14 protein-coding genes and 3 rRNA genes are annotated in these 23,796 nt (G+C 49.4%); 13 read left to right on the top strand and 4 right to left on the bottom strand.

Annotated elements, in window-relative coordinates:
• The first annotated feature begins 86 nt into the window (after window positions 1–86).
• Window positions 87–1,049: an Asd/ArgC dimerization domain-containing protein gene (locus tag DYD62_RS13780; RefSeq protein ID WP_132038766.1), complete on the top strand. Its 963-nt coding sequence runs from the start codon at window positions 87–89 to the stop codon at window positions 1,047–1,049.
• Window positions 1,050–1,243: 194 nt separating this feature from the next.
• On the top strand, window positions 1,244–2,323 hold the full coding sequence (locus DYD62_RS13775; protein ID WP_115227865.1) for a metallophosphoesterase family protein: 1,080 nt from the start codon (window positions 1,244–1,246) through the stop codon (window positions 2,321–2,323).
• Window positions 2,324–2,414: 91 nt separating this feature from the next.
• On the opposite strand, the gene DYD62_RS13770 is transcribed toward DYD62_RS13775, so the two are convergent.
• Entirely contained in the window at window positions 2,415–4,733 is a 2,319-nt protein-coding gene (locus DYD62_RS13770) for an extracellular solute-binding protein (protein ID WP_115227864.1), read from the bottom strand.
• Window positions 4,734–5,312: 579 nt separating this feature from the next.
• On the opposite strand from DYD62_RS13770, the gene DYD62_RS13765 reads away from it, so the two are divergent.
• The 11 genes from DYD62_RS13765 (at window position 5,313) to DYD62_RS13715 (ending at window position 20,135) form a co-directional block, all read left to right on the top strand.
• A 16S ribosomal RNA gene (locus tag DYD62_RS13765) occupies window positions 5,313–6,846 on the top strand.
• A 304-nt stretch (window positions 6,847–7,150) separates the two neighbouring features.
• Window positions 7,151–10,040, top strand: a 23S ribosomal RNA gene (locus DYD62_RS13760).
• A gap of 148 nt (window positions 10,041–10,188) precedes the next feature.
• Window positions 10,189–10,302, top strand: a 5S ribosomal RNA gene (gene rrf, locus DYD62_RS13755).
• Together the 16S, 23S and 5S rRNA genes form the textbook arrangement of a ribosomal RNA operon.
• 301 nt (window positions 10,303–10,603) lie before the next feature.
• Window positions 10,604–11,704: a chorismate synthase gene (gene aroC / locus DYD62_RS13750; protein WP_115227863.1), complete on the top strand. Its 1,101-nt coding sequence runs from the start codon at window positions 10,604–10,606 to the stop codon at window positions 11,702–11,704.
• Window positions 11,704–12,339: a DUF4136 domain-containing protein gene (locus DYD62_RS13745; RefSeq protein WP_115227862.1), complete on the top strand. Its 636-nt coding sequence runs from the start codon at window positions 11,704–11,706 to the stop codon at window positions 12,337–12,339. Before aroC ends, DYD62_RS13745 begins: the two co-directional genes overlap by 1 nt.
• Before the next feature lie 92 nt (window positions 12,340–12,431).
• Window positions 12,432–13,268: a presqualene diphosphate synthase HpnD gene (gene hpnD / locus DYD62_RS13740; RefSeq protein ID WP_115227861.1), complete on the top strand. Its 837-nt coding sequence runs from the start codon at window positions 12,432–12,434 to the stop codon at window positions 13,266–13,268.
• Window positions 13,244–14,575, top strand: coding sequence for a hydroxysqualene dehydroxylase HpnE (gene hpnE, locus DYD62_RS13735; protein WP_267896119.1), 1,332 nt, complete (start codon window positions 13,244–13,246; stop codon window positions 14,573–14,575). The genes hpnD and hpnE overlap by 25 nt, the downstream gene beginning before the upstream one ends.
• Before the next feature lie 14 nt (window positions 14,576–14,589).
• Window positions 14,590–15,399: an SDR family NAD(P)-dependent oxidoreductase gene (locus tag DYD62_RS13730; protein WP_233702916.1), complete on the top strand. Its 810-nt coding sequence runs from the start codon at window positions 14,590–14,592 to the stop codon at window positions 15,397–15,399.
• 156 nt (window positions 15,400–15,555) lie between these two features.
• Window positions 15,556–17,544 carry a DNA repair helicase YoaA gene (gene yoaA, locus DYD62_RS13725; protein WP_115227859.1) on the top strand — a complete coding sequence of 663 codons (1,989 nt, stop codon included), beginning with the start codon at window positions 15,556–15,558 and terminating at the stop codon, window positions 17,542–17,544.
• Between the two features lie 67 nt (window positions 17,545–17,611).
• A complete protein-coding gene (mltG, locus tag DYD62_RS13720; protein WP_115227858.1) occupies window positions 17,612–18,628 on the top strand; it encodes an endolytic transglycosylase MltG in 1,017 nt (338 codons plus the stop codon).
• Window positions 18,629–18,899: 271 nt separating this feature from the next.
• Complete coding sequence (locus tag DYD62_RS13715; protein ID WP_115227857.1) at window positions 18,900–20,135, top strand: hypothetical protein; 1,236 nt, start codon at window positions 18,900–18,902, stop codon at window positions 20,133–20,135.
• A 93-nt stretch (window positions 20,136–20,228) separates the two neighbouring features.
• Here DYD62_RS13715 and DYD62_RS13710 read toward each other — a convergent pair whose 3' ends face one another.
• From DYD62_RS13710 to trpD, 3 genes are all read right to left on the bottom strand, one after another.
• Window positions 20,229–21,407, bottom strand: coding sequence for a porin (locus tag DYD62_RS13710; protein ID WP_115227856.1), 1,179 nt, complete (start codon window positions 21,405–21,407; stop codon window positions 20,229–20,231).
• Between the two features lie 303 nt (window positions 21,408–21,710).
• Window positions 21,711–22,526: an indole-3-glycerol phosphate synthase TrpC gene (gene trpC, locus DYD62_RS13705; protein ID WP_115227855.1), complete on the bottom strand. Its 816-nt coding sequence runs from the start codon at window positions 22,524–22,526 to the stop codon at window positions 21,711–21,713.
• Between the two features lie 104 nt (window positions 22,527–22,630).
• Window positions 22,631–23,653, bottom strand: a complete 1,023-nt coding sequence (gene trpD / locus DYD62_RS13700; RefSeq protein WP_115227854.1) for an anthranilate phosphoribosyltransferase — start codon at window positions 23,651–23,653, stop codon at window positions 22,631–22,633.
• Between the last annotated feature and the right edge of the window lie 143 nt (window positions 23,654–23,796).

The raw sequence follows: 23,796 nt of genomic DNA, 5'->3' as shown, positions 1-23,796 counted from the left end.
GTGGTTTACCCTCTGTATTTTTTACCGTGCGTGTTGTGTCTGCAGATTTTGGTTTTTGTATTTTTATATTTTCAAAGGATTTGATCATGGCTGTAAAACCGCTTTCTCTGGCTGTTGTCGGGGCAAACAGTACTTCGGGTGAGACTTTATTAGAGGTGCTGGGTGCAACATCGCAGTCTTTCTCCACCTTTTTTCCTTTGGCGGTGACAGATGAAGGCGAGATGGTCGAGTTTCGTGGCCAGGATTTCCCTATCCTAGGTGTGGATGAATTTAATTGGGAAGTGCCTGATTTAGTGGTGTTCTGCGGAGAAGATCCGGCGTGCGCTATTCGCTACGCCAAAATTGCCGCAGAGGCTGGCGCGGCCGTGGTTGATTTAAGTGGCGGTGCTGATGTGCCTTTGGCTGAGCCGGATACACGCCTTAAGCGCGGTGGCGTTGCACGTATGCCGCACGAAGTAACAACTATTCTATTGCCGGTGCTCAAAGCGCTGGCTAAAGCAGCACCTTTCTCGGGCTTAACCGTAACGGCTATGTTGTCGGTTTCGCAAGATGGTAAGCCGGGTATTGATGAGTTGTCAGAGCAAACACGCGCTTTGTTTGCACAAAGTGAAGTGCAGATCGGCCATTACGCAAAGCGGATGGCGTTTAATTTGCATCCTTCAATGGGCGCGGTGGATGAATATGGTGCCACGGTTGAAGAGATGCGCATCATTACAGAGGTTGGCAGCGTATGTGTGGATGTGCCAATGTCGCTGACTTGCACGCGCGTGCCGATGTTCTTTGGTCATGGCATTAGCCTGAATGTGCGTTTTGCTGAAGATGTCACATTAAATACATTGAAAGCGGCATTAACAGATGCAGAAGGTGTATATCTGCTAGAAGCACAAGGCGCAGCTGGCTTGGTTACGCCGCAAGATGTAATCGGTGGCGATAAGGTTTGGGTGAGTCGCGTGCGTGCTAGTGGCCAAGGTGTGTCACTTTGGCTGGCTGGGGACAATACCCGTCTGGGTGCTATGGCTGTGTTGCGTTTGTTGGGCGCGGCAGCTTAAGGCGCGAGGGTTGAATTACGCTCGCTTAAATAAGCAAATATAAGTTTTTTCAGGAGCGGCTTTGCTGGCTAAAGCCGCTCCCGCAGCGCTTTTCCTTATCCCGGTAAGATCAGATCTGCATGGCACTGCGCTTGGCTGTCACCGCAGTGTCATTCGTAGTGGTTAGCATCTGAAGCTTACAAGGAAAATCACTAATGAAACTATCTGCTGTTTTTGCGGGCTTATTGTTCTGCTTGCCACTGGCAAGCTTTTCGGCTGAGGCCGATCCGGTTGTGGCTTCGTTTGCAACGGTAGGGGATTCCCGTGCTGAGCCTTCCAATATTCTGAATGGCCAGGATCGTATCTGGCTACAAAATACCAAAGCATGGTCGCGGATACTGCGTGAAATTCAGCAGCAAAAGCCGCATGCGCTGTTTTTTAATGGCGATATGATCATGGGCTACACCACCAATAAGGCGGAGTTAAACCGCCAGTATGCTTATTGGCGGGGGATGGTGACCGGCTTGCAGGAGAGCGGTACTTATGTCGTGCCGGTGCCGGGTAATCATGAAGTGCAGGAAAAATTCAAAGAAGACGGCAAGACCAAGAAAATTGCCCGCCAGAGTAATGAAGAAAGCTGGCGAGAAAATATGGGCGATTTGATCGTGGATGCCGCACGTTGGAAAAACACCGTTGGCAGCCATTTCAGTGCATTTAATCCCAAAAATGCACCGCAAATTGGCAGTGCAGACAAGATCAGTACCGATCAATCACAGCTCTCTTATTCTTTTGATTTTGCAGGCGTGCACTTTGCCGTGATCAATACGGATCCTGTGGGTAATGATGGTCATGCGCCAGTGGCCTGGTTAAAGGATGATCTGGCCCAGGCTAAGGCGCGCGGCGCAAAGCGCCAATTTGTGTTTGGACACAAACCGGCTTACACCTATTTTTATAAAGCAGGCATAGAGCTGGAAGGTCTGGATAAATATCCTGAGCATCAGCAGGCGTTTTGGCAGGTGATTGAAGACGCGGATGCCAGCTATTTCTGCGGACACGAGCATATATATAATGCAGTGCAGCCCACAAAAAATAAGGGCGGCAAGGCGTGGCAAGTGATGGTGGGCTCTGGCGGCTCCCCGTTTAGTGCGGATGTGGGCGAAACCAGTCTGCCTGAGGATCGTTTTTATGCGTGGGCACTGGTCAAGGTGCATGCCAGTGGCAAAGTTGAAGTCGATAGCTATGGTTTTGATGATCAATACGGCCCAACTAAATTAATTAAGCATATTGATATGTAAGCTTTGCCATTATCTTTGCGGGAATGGTTGTTGGTAAAAGGCCCCAATGGATCTTTGTCCATCGGGGCTTTTTTGCGGGTTTCAAATTTGCTTAGCGCCGGATGGCTGCAGCTAGTTTGTTGGCCGTGGTGCTGGCGTTGATACTGTCGTTATTCCAGTATTCAAACACAATTTCAATCCATGCCTTTTTCAGGTCATCCTGCACTGCCATATTATGTGCCCACGAAGGAACGAGGGTGTTTTTGCCGGAGGATTGAGAGAAGTCCTGTGCGGAAGCCTTGCCGTAAGCATCCAGTTTTTGCACGTCAATATCAGTGCGGGCGGGGATGCTGCCCTTGTGTTTGTTGTAGGCAATTTGGGCTTCGGCGCTCATCAGCAGCGTAGCAAAATCATTTTGAGCCTGCCGTCTGCCGGGGTCATCCTGGCGGAAAAAGGTGAGGGTGTCGGCCGCAAAGCTGTATTCGCCATTTTGCGTGGGTGATGCCCAGAATAGATAATCAGTATTGGGTTGTTTATTGGCTGTATCGAACTCACCTTTTACCCAGTCGCCCATTAATTGCATCGCGGCCTTGCCGTTAATGACATCCGCCGTGGCTAGGTTCCACTCGCGCCCGGCAGGGTCGGGAGAGCAGTAGGGTTTTAAGCGGCGGAAGGTTTCAAGGGCTTTTATTGTTTGAGCGCCAGTAAGGGCGGCTCGGTCTAATTTGCTGAATGCATTCAGATAATGGGCCGCTCCGCACACGCCCAGAGTGACCGCTTCAAATAAGGTGGCTACCTGCCATTTTACTTCGCTATGGGCCAGAGGCGTAATCCCTTCTGCTTTCAGTCGGTCACACAAATGAAAAAATTCATCCCAAGTGGCAGGGGCCCGGTTTTGATTCATTCTGCGCATAATGCTGGCATTGGCCCAAAGTACATTGACGCGGGCTACCCCTAGGGGTACAGCAACATAATGGCCTTCTGCCTGCATTTGATCATTCAGTACTTTGGGTAAAATCTGCGCCCAGCGCTGCTCATTCGCCTGCGTGTCAAGATTGGCTAGCAGCCCCCGGCCGGTCCAGTTTTGAATTTTGACCCCGCCAATAGCAACTGCAGTTGGAAGCTTGCCCTCATCAACCGCTTTTTTAAGCATGCCTGGAACATCTTTGCCGCTATGGTTGTCTGCCCAGTGATGATTGATTTGATTGAGTCTGGCCTTGATATCCGCTACGGCACGAAACCCGCTGGCTGCAAACCAGCTGTGTAAAACTTCAATATCGCCCAGTTGGAACTGCCCGACGGTTTTCATTAGGTCACGGGCGCGGTTATCTAATTGCACCAGCGCGCGTTTTGCCTGTTGTAAGCCAGAATCACTGGACTGGCTCATATTATTGATTTGTTCGATGGAGCGCGCCATTGAATTACTGGCGGCCGTTTGTTCGCGCGTTGATTCGGCTATTTCTTTGACGACACTTACAACGTGCGCCATTTTTTCGCCAATCGCCAGCATTTGCCTGCGCGCATCCTCGGCGCGATCGGCACTGCCTGCAATACGCCCAGCGGTATCGCTCATGGTGCCCACTACATTTTGCGTTTCACGATCAACCGCTTCGATGCGATTGGTGATTTCTACCGTGGCATTGGCGCTGCGCTCTGCGAGTTTACGAACTTCGTCGGCTACGACAGCAAAGCCCCGGCCTTGCTCTCCGGCGCGTGCGGCTTCAATTGCAGCGTTTAATGCTAAGAGGTTGGTTTGTTGGGCGATGTCTTTGATGACGCCAACAATACTGCCAATTTCTTGCGAGTTTTGGCTGAGTGTATGCATGGTTGCGCCCAGCGCCTGAAATGAATGGCTCATTTGGCTGACTTCGTCGGCGACACCTTGTACTGCAATGGCGCTGGTATTGGAGAGCGACTGAGTTTCTTCAACAGTCTGATCAACACTGTGGGCATTGTTGGCAATTAAGCCAATGTTAACCGTGATTTCTTCAACGCCTGCGGCGGATGAGGCCGCGTAGTCTGATTGTGCGTGACTATCGTTAACTAGCTGGCCGGTTACGCTGCTCAGCTCCCGCAGCCCTAGTGAGAGGCCTTCCATGTCGCGCTGTACTTCCCGGAATGTACTTTGCAGTTTCTCGCTAAAGAGATTAAAGCTTTTTGCGATTTCACCAAATTCATCCTGGGATTGAATCTCAATGCGGGTGTTCAGATTGCCGCCATTCATACTTAATTGCTGCATAGACTGGCTGAGGGATGTCAGCGGGCGCAGTAGATAGCGCAGGGCAAAATATTGCAGTGCGGCGGATAGCGGAATAAAAAGTAAGCAAGAGAGTAGGGCGGAGTTAAAGACAGGGGTTGTCACCGCAATGGCTAAAGCACAAAAGGCATTAATGGTGACGGCAAGGGCCAATAGCCGCGTACTGACAGTCATGGGTAGCTCCTGGGTGTATCAGGATTTAGGGCCGGATAGTGGGTTGATCATTTTTGCTGGTGTTTTACAAAAAAAGCAAAGCTGCATTTCAAACAGGTATTGTATGAAAGTAATAATATTCTGATGTGTTTTTTATCAGATGACTATCTTATACGGAACCTTCTGCTGTATTGGGGTTTTTTAGCTATATTCTTCGCTGCTGGCAGCGTTCTATGGGTTTAACCTTGGCGCTTTTTTTACTGTAATGGCTTCTTTCCCATTAAACATAATATGCGGTGAGCTTTAACACGACACGTTGATGAAAGTTACCTTTTAATTAAATCAATTACTTAGGTTATTTCTACAATTTTATTGCATGCTAGTGGTTGACGTCACAGGCCTAGGGCCGTATATTTCGGCCTCTCGCTGCAGCACACACGGAAACGGAGTGATGCAGATAGCGAGAACGATCTTTAAAAAAATACAGTCGATGAGTGTGAGTGCTTGATTCGGAAGCGAAACAAGTGCTTACATGAGTAAGGTGCATTCAGCGATGGATGTGCCGAATAAAGTAAGCCAGTAAGTACTAGCTTAGTGATTAAACTAAAGAGTTTGATCCTGGCTCAGATTGAACGCTGGCGGCATGCTTTACACATGCAAGTCGAACGGTAACAGGGTGCTTGCACCGCTGACGAGTGGCGAACGGGTGAGTAATATATCGGAACGTACCTAGTAATGGGGGATAACTATCCGAAAGGATAGCTAATACCGCATACGCCCTGAGGGGGAAAGAGGGGGATCGCAAGACCTCTCGTTATTAGAGCGGCCGATATCAGATTAGCTAGTTGGTGAGGTAAAGGCTCACCAAGGCAACGATCTGTAGCGGGTCTTAGAGGACGATCCGCCACACTGGAACTGAGACACGGTCCAGACTCCTACGGGAGGCAGCAGTGGGGAATCTTGGACAATGGGCGCAAGCCTGATCCAGCAATGCCGCGTGCGTGAAGAAGGCCTTCGGGTTGTAAAGCGCTTTTGTTCGGGAGGAAATCCTAGTGGCTAATATCCATTGGGGATGACAGTACCGGAAGAATAAGGACCGGCTAACTACGTGCCAGCAGCCGCGGTAATACGTAGGGTCCAAGCGTTAATCGGAATTACTGGGCGTAAAGGGTGCGCAGGTGGTTGATTAAGTGTGATGTGAAAGCCCCGGGCTCAACCTGGGAATTGCATTGCAAACTGGTCAACTAGAGTATGGCAGAGGGGGGTGGAATTCCGCGTGTAGCAGTGAAATGCGTAGAGATGCGGAGGAACACCGATGGCGAAGGCAACCCCCTGGGCTAATACTGACACTCATGCACGAAAGCGTGGGGAGCAAACAGGATTAGATACCCTGGTAGTCCACGCCCTAAACGATGTCTACTAGTTGTTGGGGAATTCGTTCCTTAGTAACGCAGCTAACGCGTGAAGTAGACCGCCTGGGGAGTACGGCCGCAAGGCTAAAACTCAAAGGAATTGACGGGGGCCCGCACAAGCGGTGGATGATGTGGATTAATTCGATGCAACGCGAAAAACCTTACCTAGCCTTGACATGGTTGGAATCCCTGAGAGATTGGGGAGTGCCGCAAGGAACCAATACACAGGTGCTGCATGGCTGTCGTCAGCTCGTGTCGTGAGATGTTGGGTTAAGTCCCGCAACGAGCGCAACCCTTGTCCTTAGTTGCTACCATTTAGTTGGGCACTTTAAGGAGACTGCCGGTGACAAACCGGAGGAAGGTGGGGATGACGTCAAGTCCTCATGGCCCTTATGGCTAGGGCTTCACACGTCATACAATGGTCGGTACAGAGGGTTGCCAAGCCGCGAGGTGGAGCTAATCTCATAAAACCGATCGTAGTCCGGATTGGAGTCTGCAACTCGACTCCATGAAGTCGGAATCGCTAGTAATCGCGGATCAGCATGTCGCGGTGAATACGTTCCCGGGCCTTGTACACACCGCCCGTCACACCATGGGAATGGGTTTCACCAGAAGTAGGTAGGCTAACCGTAAGGAGGCCGCTTACCACGGTGGGATTCATGACTGGGGTGAAGTCGTAACAAGGTAGCCGTAGGGGAACCTGCGGCTGGATCACCTCCTTTCAAGAGAAGACTTTTGGATTGAGTACTCACACTCATCGACTGTAGGTTTAGGGATTGTTGATTAGGATTCAGAATTGATGTGATTTAATAAAGTCACATTTATTCTGGTTTCTAAAATCAGCAAGACAGTAACTTGATCTTTAAAAAAATAGAAGAAGTAATACTCAAATTTAGAAATAAATAAGGGTAGATTGTATCAAAATCGATTGTTCGAAGTCAGAACTGAATAATCGATGTCGCAAACAAAGCGAAATCAGATACTTCGAATTGTATTAACTTTGTTGATACGTGTTTGAGGTTATAGGATCAAGCGACTAAGTGCATCTGGTGGATGCCTTGGCGATGATAGGCGAAGAAGGACGCGTTAGCCTGCGAAAAGCACGGGGGAGCTGGCAAATAAGCATTGATCCCGTGATATCCGAATGGGGAAACCCGGCCCTTTTGGGTCATCCATGACTGAATACATAGGTCATGAGAAGCGAACTCGGCGAACTGAAACATCTAAGTAGCCGAAGGAAAAGAAATCAACCGAGATTCCCAAAGTAGTGGCGAGCGAAATGGGAAGAGCCTGCATGTGATAAATCAAACTTTAGTGGAACAGTCTGGAAAGTCTGGCGACAGTGGGTGATAGCCCCGTACACGAAAAAGATTGGTTGGTACTAAGCATGCGACAAGTAGGGCGGGACACGAGAAATCCTGTTTGAAGATGGGGGGACCATCCTCCAAGGCTAAATACTCATCATCGACCGATAGTGAACCAGTACCGTGAGGGAAAGGCGAAAAGAACCCCGGGAGGGGAGTGAAATAGAACCTGAAACCGGATGCATACAAACAGTGGGAGCCCTTGCAAAATGGGGTGACTGCGTACCTTTTGTATAATGGGTCAGCGACTTACGTTCAGTAGCAAGCTTAACCGAGTAGGGGAGGCGTAGGGAAACCGAGTCCGAATAGGGCGCATAGTTGCTGGGCGTAGACCCGAAACCAAGTGATCTATCCATGGCCAGGATGAAGGTGCGGTAACACGCACTGGAGGTCCGAACCCACTAATGTTGCAAAATTAGGGGATGAGCTGTGGATAGGGGTGAAAGGCTAAACAAACTTGGAAATAGCTGGTTCTCCTCGAAAACTATTTAGGTAGTGCCTCATGTATCACTGACGGGGGTAAAGCACTGTTATGGCTAGGGGGTCATCGCGACTTACCAAACCATGGCAAACTCTGAATACCGTCAAGTGCGAGCATGGGAGACAGACTGTGGGTGCTAACGTCCATGGTCAAGAGGGAAACAACCCAGATCGCCGTCTAAGGTCCCAAATAATCAGTTAAGTGGAAAACGAGGTGGGAAGGCATAGACAGCCAGGATGTTGGCTTAGAAGCAGCCATCATTTAAAGAAAGCGTAATAGCTCACTGGTCGAGTCGTCCTGCGCGGAAGATGTAACGGGGCTCAAACTGATAACCGAAGACGCGAATATGCACGATGTGCATATGGTAGAGGAGCGTTCCGTAGGCCTGCGAAGGTGTCTTGAGAAGGATGCTGGAGGTATCGGAAGTGCGAATGCTGACATGAGTAGCGATAATGCGGGTGAAAAGCCCGCACACCGAAAACCCAAGGTTTCCTGCGCAACGTTCATCGGCGCAGGGTGAGTCGGCCCCTAAGGCGAGGCAGAAATGCGTAGTCGATGGACAACGGGTTAATATTCCCGTACCGATATAAAGTGCGATGGGGGACGGAGAAAGGTAGGTCAGCCCACTGTTGGAATAGTGGGTTTAAGCGAGTAGGCGTGTGGCTTAGGCAAATCCGGGCTGCTTTAACGCTGAGACGTGACGACGAAGTCTTCGGACTGAAGTGATTGATCCTATGCTTCCAAGAAAAGCCTCTAAGCTTCAGCTTTATATTGACCGTACCGCAAACCGACACAGGTGGGTAGGAAGAGAATTCTAAGGTGCTTGAGAGAACTCAGGAGAAGGAACTCGGCAAATTATCACCGTAACTTCGGGAGAAGGTGAGCCCATATTAGGTGAAGGCCCTTGCGGCTGGAGCTGACATGGGTCGCAGAGAAATGGGGGCTGCGACTGTTTATCAAAAACACAGCACTCTGCAAAGTCGAAAGACGACGTATAGGGTGTGACGCCTGCCCGGTGCTGGAAGATTAAATGATGGGGTGCAAGCTCTTGACTGAAGTCCCAGTAAACGGCGGCCGTAACTATAACGGTCCTAAGGTAGCGAAATTCCTTGTCGGGTAAGTTCCGACCCGCACGAATGGCGTAACGATGGCCCTACTGTCTCCTCCTGAGACTCAGCGAAGTTGAAATGTTTGTGAAGATGCAATCTCCCCGCTGCTAGACGGAAAGACCCCGTGAACCTTTACTGTAGCTTTGCATTGGACTTTGAAGTGGTTTGTGTAGGATAGGTGGGAGACATTGAAGCATGGACGCTAGTCTGTGTGGAGTCGTCCTTGAAATACCACCCTGACCCCTTTGAGGTTCTAACCTTGGTCCGTTATCCGGATCGGGGACCGTGCATGGTAGGCAGTTTGACTGGGGCGGTCTCCTCCCAAATTGTAACGGAGGAGCTCGAAGGTCGCCTAGGTACGGTCGGACATCGTACTGATAGTGTAATGGCATAAGGCGGCTTAACTGCGAGACAGACAAGTCGAGCAGGTGCGAAAGCAGGACATAGTGATCCGGTGGTTCTGAATGGAAGGGCCATCGCTCAACGGATAAAAGGTACTCCGGGGATAACAGGCTGATTCCGCCCAAGAGTTCACATCGACGGCGGAGTTTGGCACCTCGATGTCGGCTCATCACATCCTGGGGCTGTAGCCGGTCCCAAGGGTATGGCTGTTCGCCATTTAAAGTGGTACGTGAGCTGGGTTCAAAACGTCGTGAGACAGTTTGGTCCCTATCTGCAGTGGGCGTTGGAAATTTGAGGGGGGCTGCTCCTAGTACGAGAGGACCGGAGTGGACAGATCTCTGGTGTACCGGTTGTCACGCCAGTGGCATCGCCGGGTAGCTAAATCTGGAAGAGATAAGCGCTGAAAGCATCTAAGCGCGAAACTCGCCTCAAGATGAGATTTCCCCAAGGCTTTAAGCCTTTTAAAGGGTCGTTCGAGACCAGGACGTTGATAGGTCGGGTGTGGAAGCGCAGTAATGCGTTAAGCTAACCGATACTAATTGCCCGTAAGGCTTGATCCTATAACCTGAAGCGCGTGTGTGCGACGGTATAATCTACCCAAGATTAGAACTGAATTTGAGAAACAAGCAGTACAAAGCAATATATTACTTCTTCTATTGAACTGAACGCGTTGCAGAGCAGCATGTGCAACGAGTTAACCCGTTAAAGTCTGGCGACCATAGCGAGGTGGTCCCACTCCTTCCCATCCCGAACAGGACAGTGAAACACCTTAGCGCCGATGATAGTGCAGATTACCTGTGTGAAAGTAGGTCATTGCCAGACACCCTAAGCCGTACCAAGACCCCCGTACTCGAAAGAGGCGGGGGTTTTGCTTTGCGCGGAAGAAATGCGCGCTGTAGCGTAGCGATAAGCACCAGCGGTTTGCATGTTGGGTTACGCGATAAGGCTGCTAACCCAACCTACTATTTTGCGTATGCTCAATCACACCTGCAAAGCGCGCGTCGCTTGATAAGTTAATGGCAGTAAAAAATACACGAGCTCATGTTTACTTGTAAGCCTAGATAGATGGCTGTCCATGTTAGAATTCAGACTATCTGTCTGCCACTGGCTTTGAGGATTTGGAATGTCTGGAAACACGCTTGGTTTATTGTTTACGGTAACTTCATTTGGCGAAAGCCATGGGGCAGGGATTGGTTGTGTGGTGGATGGATGCCCGCCCGGAATGGATTTGAGTGTTGAAGATATTCAGGCTGAGTTAGATCGTCGTAAACCCGGTACTTCCCGCCATGTGACTCAGCGCAAAGAGCCGGATACAGTAGAGATTCTGTCGGGCATTTATGAAGGCAAAACCACCGGTACGCCGATTGCGCTGCTGATTCGCAATCAAGACCAGCGTAGCCAAGATTACGGCAAAATTGTTGAAACATTTCGCCCGGGGCATGCTGATTACACTTATTGGCATAAATATGGCATTCGTGATCCGCGAGGTGGTGGACGATCTTCTGCGCGTGAAACGGCGGTGCGTGTGGCGGCGGGGGCTATTGCTAAAAAATGGCTGCGTGAGAAGTATGGTATTGAGATTCGCGGCTATATGAGCCAGCTGGGTGAAATCGCGATTCCATTTAAGAGTTGGGATGACGTTAGCGGAAATGCTTTTTTTGCACCTAATGCGGAAATCGTACCGCAGCTTGAAGACTATATGGATGCTGTTCGTAAAGAGCGTGATTCGGTAGGTGCACAAATTACTGTGGTGGCTGAAAATGTGCCGGTTGGTCTGGGCGAGCCTGTGTATGATCGCCTCGATGCCGAAATTGCCTATGCCATGATGAATATTAATGCGGTAAAAGGCGTTGAGATTGGCGCTGGCTTTGAAAGCATTGCACAAAAAGGCTCGGTGCATTGCGATGAGCTGACCCCAACGGGTTTCGCAAGCAATCACGCAGGCGGTATTTTAGGTGGCATTTCTACTGGCCAAGATATTGTAGTGAATTTGGCGGTCAAACCGACTTCCAGCATTGCACAAGAGCGTCATTCCATTGATAAAGAAGGCAATCCGGTGTTGATGGCAACAACCGGGCGCCATGATCCCTGCGTGGGGATTCGGGCTACGCCGATCGCTGAAGCCATGCTGGCATTAGTGTTGATTGATCACGCCTTGCGTCATCGTGCTCAGTGCGGTGATGTCAAAGTAGATACGCCACGCATTCCTGCAAAAAGGATTTAATGATGCTTAAGTTGATGGCCCTTGTGGCGGTATTTCTGACTGGGTGCGCCGCGCCGCAATTTGCAGCAACAGTAAGCGTAAGGCACAACCTGGCAAGCAGCCCCGCTGCTCAGCGTTTTGCGTTTGAGCGTAATGCTTCGCAAGTACAAAGCCTAGCGCAGCGTGATTTTGAAGAAGATGTCAGTGCCGAGCTGATGCGTAAAGGCTATGTTTACGAGCCAAATATGAGCGCTGCAGACTGGCTAGTGCGCTTGCAGTATCAGGTTGATGGCGGCAAAACAGTGACAAGCCAGGAGCCGATTTGGGGAACGGTTGGTTTTAGTACCTACTATCGCCGGGTTTCCACTGCAAATGGCGTGGTTTTAGTCCCGTATACCCGCACTGAAAGTGGTGTTGTAGGCAGCAGGCCCGTAAGCGACACAGTTTATAGCCGTCAGCTGACACTGGATATATTGGACAGAAAAGATTTGGCTGCCGGGCGTTTTGCAAAATTATTTGAAGGTAAAGCGGTGAATCGCAGTTCTGATGATGCGATTGAGCCTGCCGTGCCATGGTTGATTCGTGCCTTATTTGAGCAGTTTCCCGGCGTTTCCGGATCAAGCCGTGAAGTGAAAATTATTTTACCTGAGCAATGAGGCTGAACGCCGTGGTTTGTTCCTTATTAGCTATACGGAAAATACCACGCTGTTAATGCTGTTTTACGCTAATTATTTAAACGGAAAAACCCGTGACCCCTGAGCAATATTGTGAAGATAAAGCCGCCAAAAGTGGCTCTAGTTTTTATTACAGTTTTCGTTTTTTGCCTTTAGAGCAAAGAAAAGCGATTACTGCCTTATATGCATTTTGCCGTGAAGTAGATGATGTGGTGGATGAATGCCACGAAGAAAGTGTGGCAAGAACTAAATTAGCTTGGTGGCGTGATGAAATTGATCAGCTCTTTGCGGGGACGCCTCAACATCCGGTGACGCAGGCTTTAATGCCCGCTATTAAGAAATATGATTTGCAACAAACGCTGTTTCTAGAAATCATCGATGGTATGGAGATGGATCTGGATATGGCCCGGTATAATAGCTTTAAAGATTTGCAATTGTATTGCTATCGGGTGGCGTCTGTTGTTGGGCAAATGGCCGCGCAAATTTTTGGATATACAGATCGTGGTACGCTTAAATATGCCCATGATTTGGGATTGGCGTTTCAATTAACCAATATTATTCGTGATGTGGGTGAAGATGCTCGTCGAGGTCGGATCTATTTGCCCGTGACTGAATTGCAGCAATTTAATGTTCCTGCTGCCGATATACTGGCTTGCCGTGAAACACCAGAATTTCGGGCATTAATGGATTTTCAAATAGAGCGGGCCGAGCAATATTATGCGCAAGCTTTGGCGCAATTACCGGCCGTTGATAAAAAGCCGCAACGCACAGGGCTGGTGATGGCGGCGATTTATCGCGCTACATTACAAGAAATTAAAAAAGATGGTGTAGGTAAGGTCCTTAATCAAAGGCTTTCATTAACCCCGATTCGCAAATTATGGCTGGCATGGAAAACGTGGTGGCTGTGTTAAAGCAATACTCTGTTGCGGTGCTGGGCGCTGGTTATGCTGGTATGACGGCAGCCACAGAGCTTGCTGCGGCTGGCGTTCATGTCAGCGTGTTTGAGGCGGGCAAAGTGCTTGGCGGGCGTGCCAGAAAAGTAGGCCTGGAAGGCAAGTCGCTCGATAATGGTCAGCACCTTGTGATTGGTGCGTATACCGGCTTGCTGGAAATGATGACAAAAGTAGGCGCAGACAGCCAGGCCGGCTTTTTGCGTCGCCCGATGGAGCTGCAAGTAGAGCCTGGCTTTCGGCTGGCCTGCCCCAAATTACCCGCGCCTTTGCATCTTGCTTTTGGCTTGCTGTTTGCTAAAGGCTTATCCTGGTCAGAGCGATTTGCATTAGTGCGCACGATTCGTGTGGCTCAGGCGGCAAAATGGCGGCTGGCTGAGGATTTAACCGTGAGCGCTTGGCTAAAGGAGCAGCGTCAGCCTGATGTATTAATCAGCCGGTTTTGGCAGCCGCTGACCGTCGCTGCATTAAATACACCGCTGGAGCAGGCGTCTGCACAGGTTTTATTAAATGTATTGCGGGATAGTTTGGGGGGCGCGCGTGCGGCCTCAGATTTGCTGCTGCCAAGGCTGGATTTTTCGGCTTTATACCCTGATGCGGCGGCCCGGTTTATTGAGCAAAAAGGCGGGCATGTTTACCGCTCGCGCCGGGTTCGGCGTGTGGAGAAAGTTGCTCAGGGCTGGCAGCTTAATGGTGAGAACGAGGTTTTTGATGCAGTGATCTGTGCGCTGCCACCGCATGGTTTATCCGCTTTGCAAGTATCTGTACCCAATGTGTTGCCCTTGCAAGTGCGGGGCTGGACTTACCAACCGATAGTCACGGTTTATTTGCAATACGCCCCTGATGTGCAGCTGCCCAAACCCATGCTGGGTCTGAGTGATTCAATGGCGCAGTGGGTTTTTGACCGTGGATATACGCACAATACTGCAGGACTGATTGCGGTTGTGATCTCGGCAGAGGGGCAGCATCAGGCGCTGGCTCAGAATGAGCTAGCAAGGTTGCTGATACAGGAGTTACATCAGCGTTTGGCTTTGCCTAAGGATGCGCTCTGGTATCGGGTGATTACTGAAAAGCGGGCTACTTTTGCTTGCACGCCTGATTTGCAGCGCCCGGGCAATCAAACCTGTGCTGCTGGCTTTTGGCTGGCTGGCGATTACACAGCCGGGCTGGCAGGAAAAGGTGATTATCCGGCCACGCTGGAAGGTGCGGTAAGAAGTGGTAAGGCGGCTGCAGAGGGTCTGCTGCAAGAGTTAACTAATAAGCTCTGATAAAAGGGATAAAAATGAGTGAAGTAATGGGCGATTGGAAAAATTATCAGGCACCGGCAGGTGCATTTCGCAGCCGCGTGATTTTAGTCACCGGGGCGGGGCAGGGCATCGGTGAGGCGGCGGCAATGGCGCTGGCTGAGCATGGTGCAACGGTGATTTTACTGGGGCGCAACGAGAAAAAACTTGCCAAAGTATATGACGCGATTGAAGCTGCAGGTTATCCGCAGCCCGCAGCGATTCCTTTTGATCTGGCAAAATCCGGCGAGGCAGAGATTGCACAAATGGCGGTGCTGATTCAAAAAGAATTTGGTCGTCTGGATGGTATTTTGCATTGTGCGAATGGTTTTACCCATTTGTCGCCGCTGGCCAATCAAAAAATGGATGAGTGGGTGGAGATGTTCAAAGTCAACGTTGCTGCGCCCTTTGTGCTCAACCGTGCTTTATTTCCACTTTTAAAAGACGCACCAGACGCTAGCATTCTGCTGCTGGGCGAGCATCATGCCTTTGCACCAAATGCATATTGGGGTGGCTATAGCGTCAGCAAAGTAGGGCAAAAAAATCTGGTCGAGATTGCGGCTGCCGAGTGGGAAAGCATGGAACATATGCGGATTAATCTCTTAGTTCCTGGCCCGATTCAATCACCATTCCGCCTGAAAACGCATCCGGGTGAAACGCGTGAAAGCCTGCCGCCAACCCGCTCGATTGTGCCGGCTATTTTGTACTGGATGGGCGATGCCAGCCGTGGTCAGAGCGGCAAAACATTAGTAGCTGACAGTGTTGTAAATAAAAATGCCGGGGATGGGAACTTGTCTGCAGAGGCATGATCATAGCTTGAGTGCTAATGAATGTTAGTGCTTGCTTCGTCCCCTTATGGCCCCACCGCTGGTGGGGCTTTTTTTTGTGCATTTTATTCAACAATCATTTAGAGAGAAGTGCTGTCATCTTGTTACAATCCTGTCTTTGCTTTTTGGCCTGAGTTTATGACACTTGATGCGGTTTTTGCCGACGACGGCCCCTTTGCCGATGCGTTTCCTGGCTATAAATTGCGCGTGCAGCAATTAGAAATGGCGCAGGCCGTTGAAATTGCAATCAAGAACCAGGGCCAGCTGATTGCTGAGGCCGGCACGGGCACGGGTAAAACCTTTGCCTATCTGGTGCCCGCTCTCTTGTCTGGCGGCAAAGTGATTGTTTCCACTGGTACCAAAACATTGCAGGATCAGTTGTTTGCCCGCGATATTCCAACTGTACGCAAAGTATTGCAGGTGCCGGTGACCATTGCACTGCTCAAGGGTCGCTCAAATTATGTCTGCCATTATCATCTGGCACGCACCGAGCAGGAAGGGCGCTTTATGCGCAAAGAAGACGTTGCCGATTTAGTCAAAGTGCAGCGTTATGCCAAAACAACAATATCAGGGGATAAAGCCGCCTGCCCCGGCGTGCCGGAAAACGCGCCCATCTGGGGGCAGGTTACCTCTACCCGTGATAATTGCCTTGGCCAGGATTGCCCGAGTCATCAGGATTGCTTTGTGTTGAAAGCACGCAAAGACGCACAAGATGCCGATGTGGTGGTGGTAAACCATCATTTATTTTTTGCAGATGTCTGGCTGCGGGATGAAGGCGCGGGTGAATTGTTGCCCGCCTGTAATACCGTTATTTTTGACGAGGCGCATCAGCTGCCCGAAGTGGCCAGCCTCTTTTTTGGTGAAACGCTGACGTCTGGTCAGCTGATCGATCTGGCGCATGATTCACGCGCCGAAGCACTGGTTGCGGCCAAAGATTTTATTATGTTGCCCGCAGCGGCTGAGGCATTAGAAAAAGCGGTGAAGGATTTGCGGCTGGTGTTTAAATCGGATGCCACGCGTTTTCCGCTGCACCAGCTTGAGCAGCAAAACCCGGAGTTTATCCCTGCACTGGATGTGGTCGCCGAAAAACTGGGTACGCTGTGTGATTTACTGGGTAAGCAGGCAGAGCGGGCAGAGGGGCTGGAAAATTGCCAGATTCGCGCGTTGGAATGCGTGGATATCCTAAAACGCTGGAAAGCCGGAGATGATGAAGAAAGCGTGCACTGGGTGGATGTGTTATCACACGGGCTGATTCTGCACGCCACGCCGCTGAATATTGCCCAGCTGTTTCAAAAGCAATTGAAATCACACCCGCGCGCATGGGTGTTTGCTTCTGCCACCTTAGCCGTGAATGGTCATTTCAACCACTTTAAGCACGAACTTGGCCTGTGGGATGCGGTTGAAGCCACTTGGGAAAGCCCTTTCGATTACAAGCAACAAGCGGCGCTGTATGTGCCGCAAGATATGCCCGAGCCCAATGCGCCAGACTTTACCAAGCAAGTGATGGAAAAAGCCTGGCCGCTGCTGCAAACCACGCAAGGCCATGCTTTTTTACTGTTTACCAGCTTGCGAGCAATGCGTGAAGCGCATGAATTGGTACTGGAAAAACTGAAAGCCGCAGGGCTGGAATGGCCGGTGTTTCTGCAGGGGCAAGGTTCGCGTACCGAATTATTAGATAAGTTTCGCCAGGCACCGAACGCTATTCTTGTGGCCAGCCAAACCTTCTGGGAAGGGATTGATGTGAAGGGTGAGCAGCTATCTCTGGTGGTGATTGATAAGCTGCCTTTCAGCCCGCCGGATGATCCGGTTTTATCGGCGCGTATTGAGCAAATTAATAAATCGGGGCGCAGTGCATTTATGGATTACCAAGTACCGCATGCCGCGATTACCTTAAAGCAAGGTGCAGGGCGCTTGATTCGGGACGAGACCGATATTGGTATTCTGATGATTGCCGACAAGCGTTTAGTTGAAAAACAATATGGAAAAATGATCTGGAAAAGCCTGCCGCCCATGTTCAGATCAAGAGAGCTAGCTACGGTGCAGCGCTTCTTTGAGGTAAAACGGCAGCAGCAGTCGGATGCAAATGCGGTTCCTGATCAAACGAGTGACGAACAGGCTGAGCCTTAGCACTCGCCCTCATGGGCAAAGCAAAGCGTTTGCAATACTAACGATTATTTGAAGGTAAGTTGCCCGTATGGCAAAAAAACGACAAAACCAATCGACTTTAGGGCGCACGCTGGGGCGCTTTTTCTTGCTGCTTATTGTACTGTTGGTTGCCTGTGCGGCATGGCTTTATCAATATGCCACCACGCCTCAGGGGTATGCTACATCCGATTTTGTAGTGGAGTCAGGTGGCGTGAAAAAAGTGGCAGATCAGCTCGTCAAACAGGGGGTGATTGATCAGTCTCTGCCGTTTTTAGTACTGGCACGGGTAACGGGCAAAGACAAGTTATTGAAAGCAGGCAGCTATAGCATGAGTGCGCCACTCAGCCCATGGCAGCTTTTAGAAAAACTCAGTAATGGCGACACCACCACCCTGACTTTCACTTTGATTGAAGGCTGGAAGTGGAGCGATTTTCGCAAGGCCTTAAATACCAACCCTCATTTACGCCACGACAGTGCTTTGATGTCGGATGCCGAGCTGTTGGCTGAGCTGGGCATCAGTGCGCTGAGCCCGGAAGGCTTGTTTTTTCCTGACACCTATCATGTGGATAAAGGCAGTTCAGATTTAAAACTATTGGCACGAGCCAATCAGCGAATGCAAAGTAAGCTGGATAAGGCATGGGCTGGGCGCTCACAAAATGTGCAGTTAAAAACGCCCTACGAGGCGCTGATTCTGGCCTCTTTGGTTGAAAAAGAAACCGGCCTTGCGGCTGATCGTCCGATGATTGCAGGTGTATTTGCAAACCGCTTACGGATTGGCATGCGCTTGCAGACCGATCCCGCTGTGATGTACGGGGCTGGGGAATCACTTGACGGGCGTTTGCGGAAAATCGATTTGCTGACTGATACGCCTTATAACACCTATACCCGCAGTGGCTTACCACCTACACCCATTGCCATGGTGGGGGATGCGGCATTAAAGGCGGTGATGCACCCTTCATCTACGACAGCGCTATATTTTGTGGCGAAAGGGGATGGCAGCTCGGTGTTTTCCAATAATCTGGATGAGCACAATAGTGCGGTACGTAAGTATATTTTAAGAAAATAAGGCGTTTGTATTTGTAAAAAAGCCAACCCTCCATATGTGAGGGTTTTTTCTCGCCTAGCGATGGGGCTGGCCCCATTCACTGCATGTGCTTAAATCCTTATTTCCTTCGTCGCATACCGGGTGTTAGCTGTTTTCCTGCTCTACTCATTGTGGATGAAGCGTCAAACGCCCCTAAAGTCTTACACTTCATTTATCTTCTTTTGCCTGAGCGATCGCTTGATTTTTGCGATGCACCATCTAGAACGGATACATATCGTTTTGGAGTGCTCTGATGCTTGCTCGTTCTCGTGGATGTCTGGTGGTTTTCTGTTCAGCATGGCTTGTTAACAGCCATGCTGGTGTGTTTGATTTTACTGCAACGATGAATGGTCAGTTCGGGCAAGGGAGTTTTACGACTGCCGAGGAAGCCGCTAATACCTATTATGAAGACAAGTTAAAAGTCATTTTCCCGACTTATAGTGGTGTAGAGGCGATTAATAGCGAGCTTAATTTTCGCGGTATGCCAATTCAATTGGCTTTTCCGCAGCAGGGCTCAACGCTGCTGACTTTTCAAATCCCTATTTTAGAAATTAGCGAATCATTCAGGGGAGCAACCCGGAATGAAAGCCGCGATTTATTAAAAGAATATTTAAAAAATCACACCGATTTGTTAGAAAAAATGGCGAGGTATTTAGTTTCTGTTTCACCTGTTGATCCTATCGCAGGTAATCCAAACAGCTTAATGTCACGCGCAGTGAGTAATGATGCCAAATTGCTTTGGTTTGGAGCCAGAAATACCACGGCTACGGTGGGGCAAAGCAGTGATGGTCGGCATCGTTTTGGTATTGGCGCTAATTTTAAGCATATGAAAAGTGATGCCGTGGGCAGCGCTAAAGAAATGGAAAGCGATACTTATAATTTACCGCTTTCCTATTCTTATCAGTTTTCTGAACCCAATCACGAATTAATTGTGGATCTGCCGCTAGGCTATACCTCAAGCGATGGGGCTAAAGGCTACGATGGCAGCTTGGGTGTTTTTTATCGTCGGCCAATTTTTGAAAATTGGGTGCTCAGTGTTACGGGCTCAGGGCGGGGCACTTATTCCAGTGATTTAGCAGGTGCTGCGGCCATGGGGTCGGGCGCGATTGCATCCAGCTATGTCTGGCGTGGCGATGCATATTCAATTACCTTGGGTAATATGCTGGGCTACTATAAGGCGCTGAGTTTAACTGTAGATGGCAAATCGTTTGATCCGGGAATTGCGAATACGGTGTTTCATAATGGCTTGCTTTATTCCAGAGACAGCCCTTGGAAACTGGGGGCAGATCCTCTAACCTGGGAAGTTTATTTAGTTGATAGTCGTTATACCGGTACAGAATTATTCAGCAATTATCAAACCGAGATTGGCATGACATTAGGCACGATTCGCCCTGCTCATTCTAAAGAAGCAGATTTACGTTTTGGTTTCAGTTTTACCAAGGGCGAAAATGTGCAGGGCTGGCAGGCTAATTTTGGTGCCTGGTTTTAATTCAGCAGCGTTGAAGGGTTAAATAAAAAAAGGCCTCCCGCAATGGGAGGCCTTTCAATTATCAGCTAGCCAGGAGGCTGGAAATAATGTGTCTTAGAACTTACCAACCAGACCGAATGCAAACTGGTTCATGTCATTGCCTTTTGCTAAAGCAAAACCAGATGCGGTTGTGAAGTTAGAGTTCTTTTGGTTGTCTACTTTGGAGAAAGAAGCAACGGCTTGAACATACTTATGGAACTGATAGCCTACAGCGATGGTAGCTTGTTGGCCGCCAGTATCTGTCAGTGTTGTGCCATCTACATCATTTGCTTTTGCGTATTGAACTTGTACTTCAAGAGCATCTTTTTTGTAGCCAGCGATCAGACCATAAACATTTTGTTGTTGATCGAAGTTCTTAGCAGCAGCAAGACCGCTTACGCTTGAAGAAGTGCGTTCAAACACTGCACCTGCGCTGAAGTCCATGTAATTAACTTGGCCGCCCAGTTGGTAAGCTTCAAGTTTTTGTGTTGCAGTGAAGTTTGCTGCTTTTGCACCGCTGCTGCCATCCAGTTTCCAAGCTGCATTGTTTACTGTTGTGTAACCAAAGCCAACATTAAACATGCTGTGTTTGTAGCCTAAAGAAACCGAAGTTTGGCCCATCAAATCTGTTGCAGGTGTGTTGCTTGGTGTACCAGCAGCACCGGCAGAAATGGAGTTGGTAGAATCTTTACCAAAGTTGTGGCTTAAGTTAGCGCTGAAACCTGCCCAATCTGGTGTCTCGTAAGCAACCATATCACCTTGGCGTGCGCCAAGACGGTTCAGAATTTGCTTGGAGCCGTAGGTAGAAGACGCATCGTTCAGGTTGCCGTACAGAGTAGGAACGATTTGTTTCAGTGATAATTTATAAGCATTGTCATAACGACCAAGGCGCAAAGTACCTGCTTGCTTGCTGCCTACGCCGACGAATGTATTGCGGCTACCAATTTCAGCTTTGTCATCGGTGTTGTCACCGTTGTTACCAAGGTAGAAACGGCTTTCAACTTGAGCAAGAGCGAAGAAGTCATTGCCCAGGTCGTATTTGGCTTTGAAACCCAGTTTGGATGTTTGGTCCATCAGGCGGGTCTGGCTGTCTGCAGTGTTAGCAATTGCCGCGCCGCTGTTGTTGGTTACGGAAATCACTTCAACAGCAGAACCCAATGTGCCGTAAATGCTGAATGGGCCAAGTTCTACATCTGCGAATGCTACAGGTGCAGCAAATGCAGCAGAGATAGCAAGGGCGATAAGCTTTTTCATAATCTGTACTACTCCCAAAAAACGAGTGGATGAAGTGGCAAGGGGTTTGCCACTTCTGCATTGGTAAAGATCACGGCACTTTTGTTATAAGAAGCCATTTTATATTCTTTTGCGGCATTATGACATTTATTGTGCTTTCTGGTTGGCTAAGTTTTTTCAAAGTCAGCTCACAAAAAAGCCAAGTTTCATGAATTACTAATGCACGCATTTAGAAAGCAGTTGTATGCTTGCTGCAACAAATTGCTTTCGAACAATGCCAAGTCTAGGGGAGTTTTATTAAAAGTATATGACAAAAATATAGGTTTAAGCCCGTACAAACCCTTTGTAAGCTGGGCCAAACGTAGCATCTATGCAGCTTCCGGGAGATTCCGCCCGCATAAAGGTTTCACCGACCAGAAAGTTGTTAACGTCATTTTGTTGCATCAGAACAACATCATCTGGGGTGACAATCCCGCTTTCTGTGATCACGATACGATCGCTTGTAATCATTGGAAGCAGTTTCAGAGTGTTTTGTAGCGAAACCTCAAAGCTGCGTAAATCGCGATTGTTAATTCCCAGTAATGGCGTCTTAAGCTGTAATGCCAGCTCTAATTCAGCCTCGTTATGTACTTCTACTAAGGCCGCCATGCCCAAGCTGTGCGTGATCGCTTCAAAGTCTTGCAATTGACTTAAGCTTAACTCTGCGGCAATGAGCAGGATGCAATCCGCACTAGAGGCGCGGGCTTCAAAAATTTGATATTCATCCACCATAAAATCTTTACGCAGAACAGGCAGATTGCATGCGGATCTGGCCGCTTTCAGGTAATCAAGGTGCCCTTGAAAGTAAGGTACATCGGTGAGAACCGATAGGCAGGCGGCACCATGTGCGGCGTAATCCTGTGCATGCACAGCCGGTTGAAAATCAGCGCGAATCACACCTTTGGACGGGCTGGCTTTTTTGATCTCCGCAATAATGCCTGGATGGCCAAGTGCATTTTTACTGCGCAATGATTCCGTAAAGTCACGTAAGTCTGTATTACCTTCGGCTTGAGCACGAATTTCATGCAATGGAATCAATTTGCTGGCCGCAGCTACTTCTTCGTATTTGGTGGCCCAGATTTTTTTTAAGATGTCAGACATATTTGGCTCTTTTGTTAAGGCATGGCAAGCCGCGGTGCAGATTGCAGCTTGCCAGCGCTTTAAAAAAGGCGGGGTTCAGCCGCCTTGCAAAGTGAATTTGTGATTTAAATACTTTGAGTGAATTGCACCAGCGCATCCAGCCTGGCTCGGGCGCTGCCATCTGCCAGTGCCTGGCCAGCCCGCTTAATCCCTGCCGCCAGTGATTCGGCTTTGCCCGCAGCGTAAATCGCAGCTCCGGCGTTTAGCTGCACAATATCGCGGCATGGGCTGGCCTGATTGGCCAGAACCTGCTCAATCATGTGTTTGGATTGCTGTGCATCATTTGCGTGCAGTGTTTTGATATCAGCCAGCTCAAAGCCATAATCACGCGGATCAAATTCAAACTCATTAATTTGGCCATCTTTCAGCTCGGCGATTAGGGTAGGGCCTGAAATGGAGATCTCATCCATGCCATCTTTGCCATGCACGATCAGTACATGCTTGCTGCCCAGCTGTTTGAGTACGCGTACTTGAATCCCGACTAAATCAGGGTGGAAAACACCCATTAGCTGGTTTTCTGCGCCTGCCGGATTGGTTAGCGGGCCCAGAATATTAAAAATAGTACGCACGCCCAGCTCACGGCGGATAGGCGCAACATATTTCATGGCACTGTGATGATTGGGGGCGAACATAAAGCCTAGGCCACACTCATCAATAGAGCGGCCCACCTGCTCTGCGCTGAGGTTTAAGTTGATACCAAAGGCTTCCAGCACATCCGCTGAACCGGAGCTAGATGAAACAGACCGGCCACCATGTTTGGCAACTTTAGCGCCAGCGGCGGCAACGACAAAAGCGGCGCAAGTTGAGATATTAAAGGTGTGAGCACCATCGCCCCCTGTGCCGCAAGTATCAATCAGATGGCTGCGGTCTTCTACCTTCACTTTGGTGGACAACTCACGCATCACCGTGGCCGATGCGGCAATTTCAGACACGCTTTCAACTTTGGTGCGTAAGCCAATCAAGAGGGCCGCGGTCTGAACAGGGGACATTTCACCTGTCATGATTTGCCGCATGAGATATAGCATTTCGTCATAAAACAATTCGTTGTTATCGATCAGGCGATTAAGTGCGGCTTGAATGGTAATCATGGATGCTCCTTGGCTTGGGGCGGGTGATTTGGCGGCAAATAAGTAGTGGTCTGGCAAAAACGCTGCAAACAGGCAGGTATGAAATCATGAAGCGATTAAGCGGGCCATCTCAGGCTGCTGAAATTAAATGCAGGTGCTAAACA

The sequence above is a fragment of the Iodobacter fluviatilis genome (assembly GCF_900451195.1).
GTDB classification, from domain to species: Bacteria; Pseudomonadota; Gammaproteobacteria; order Burkholderiales; family Chitinibacteraceae; genus Iodobacter; species Iodobacter fluviatilis.
The sequence above is the reverse complement of the archived record's forward strand: the minus strand, read 5'-3'. Positions and strand labels throughout refer to the sequence as shown.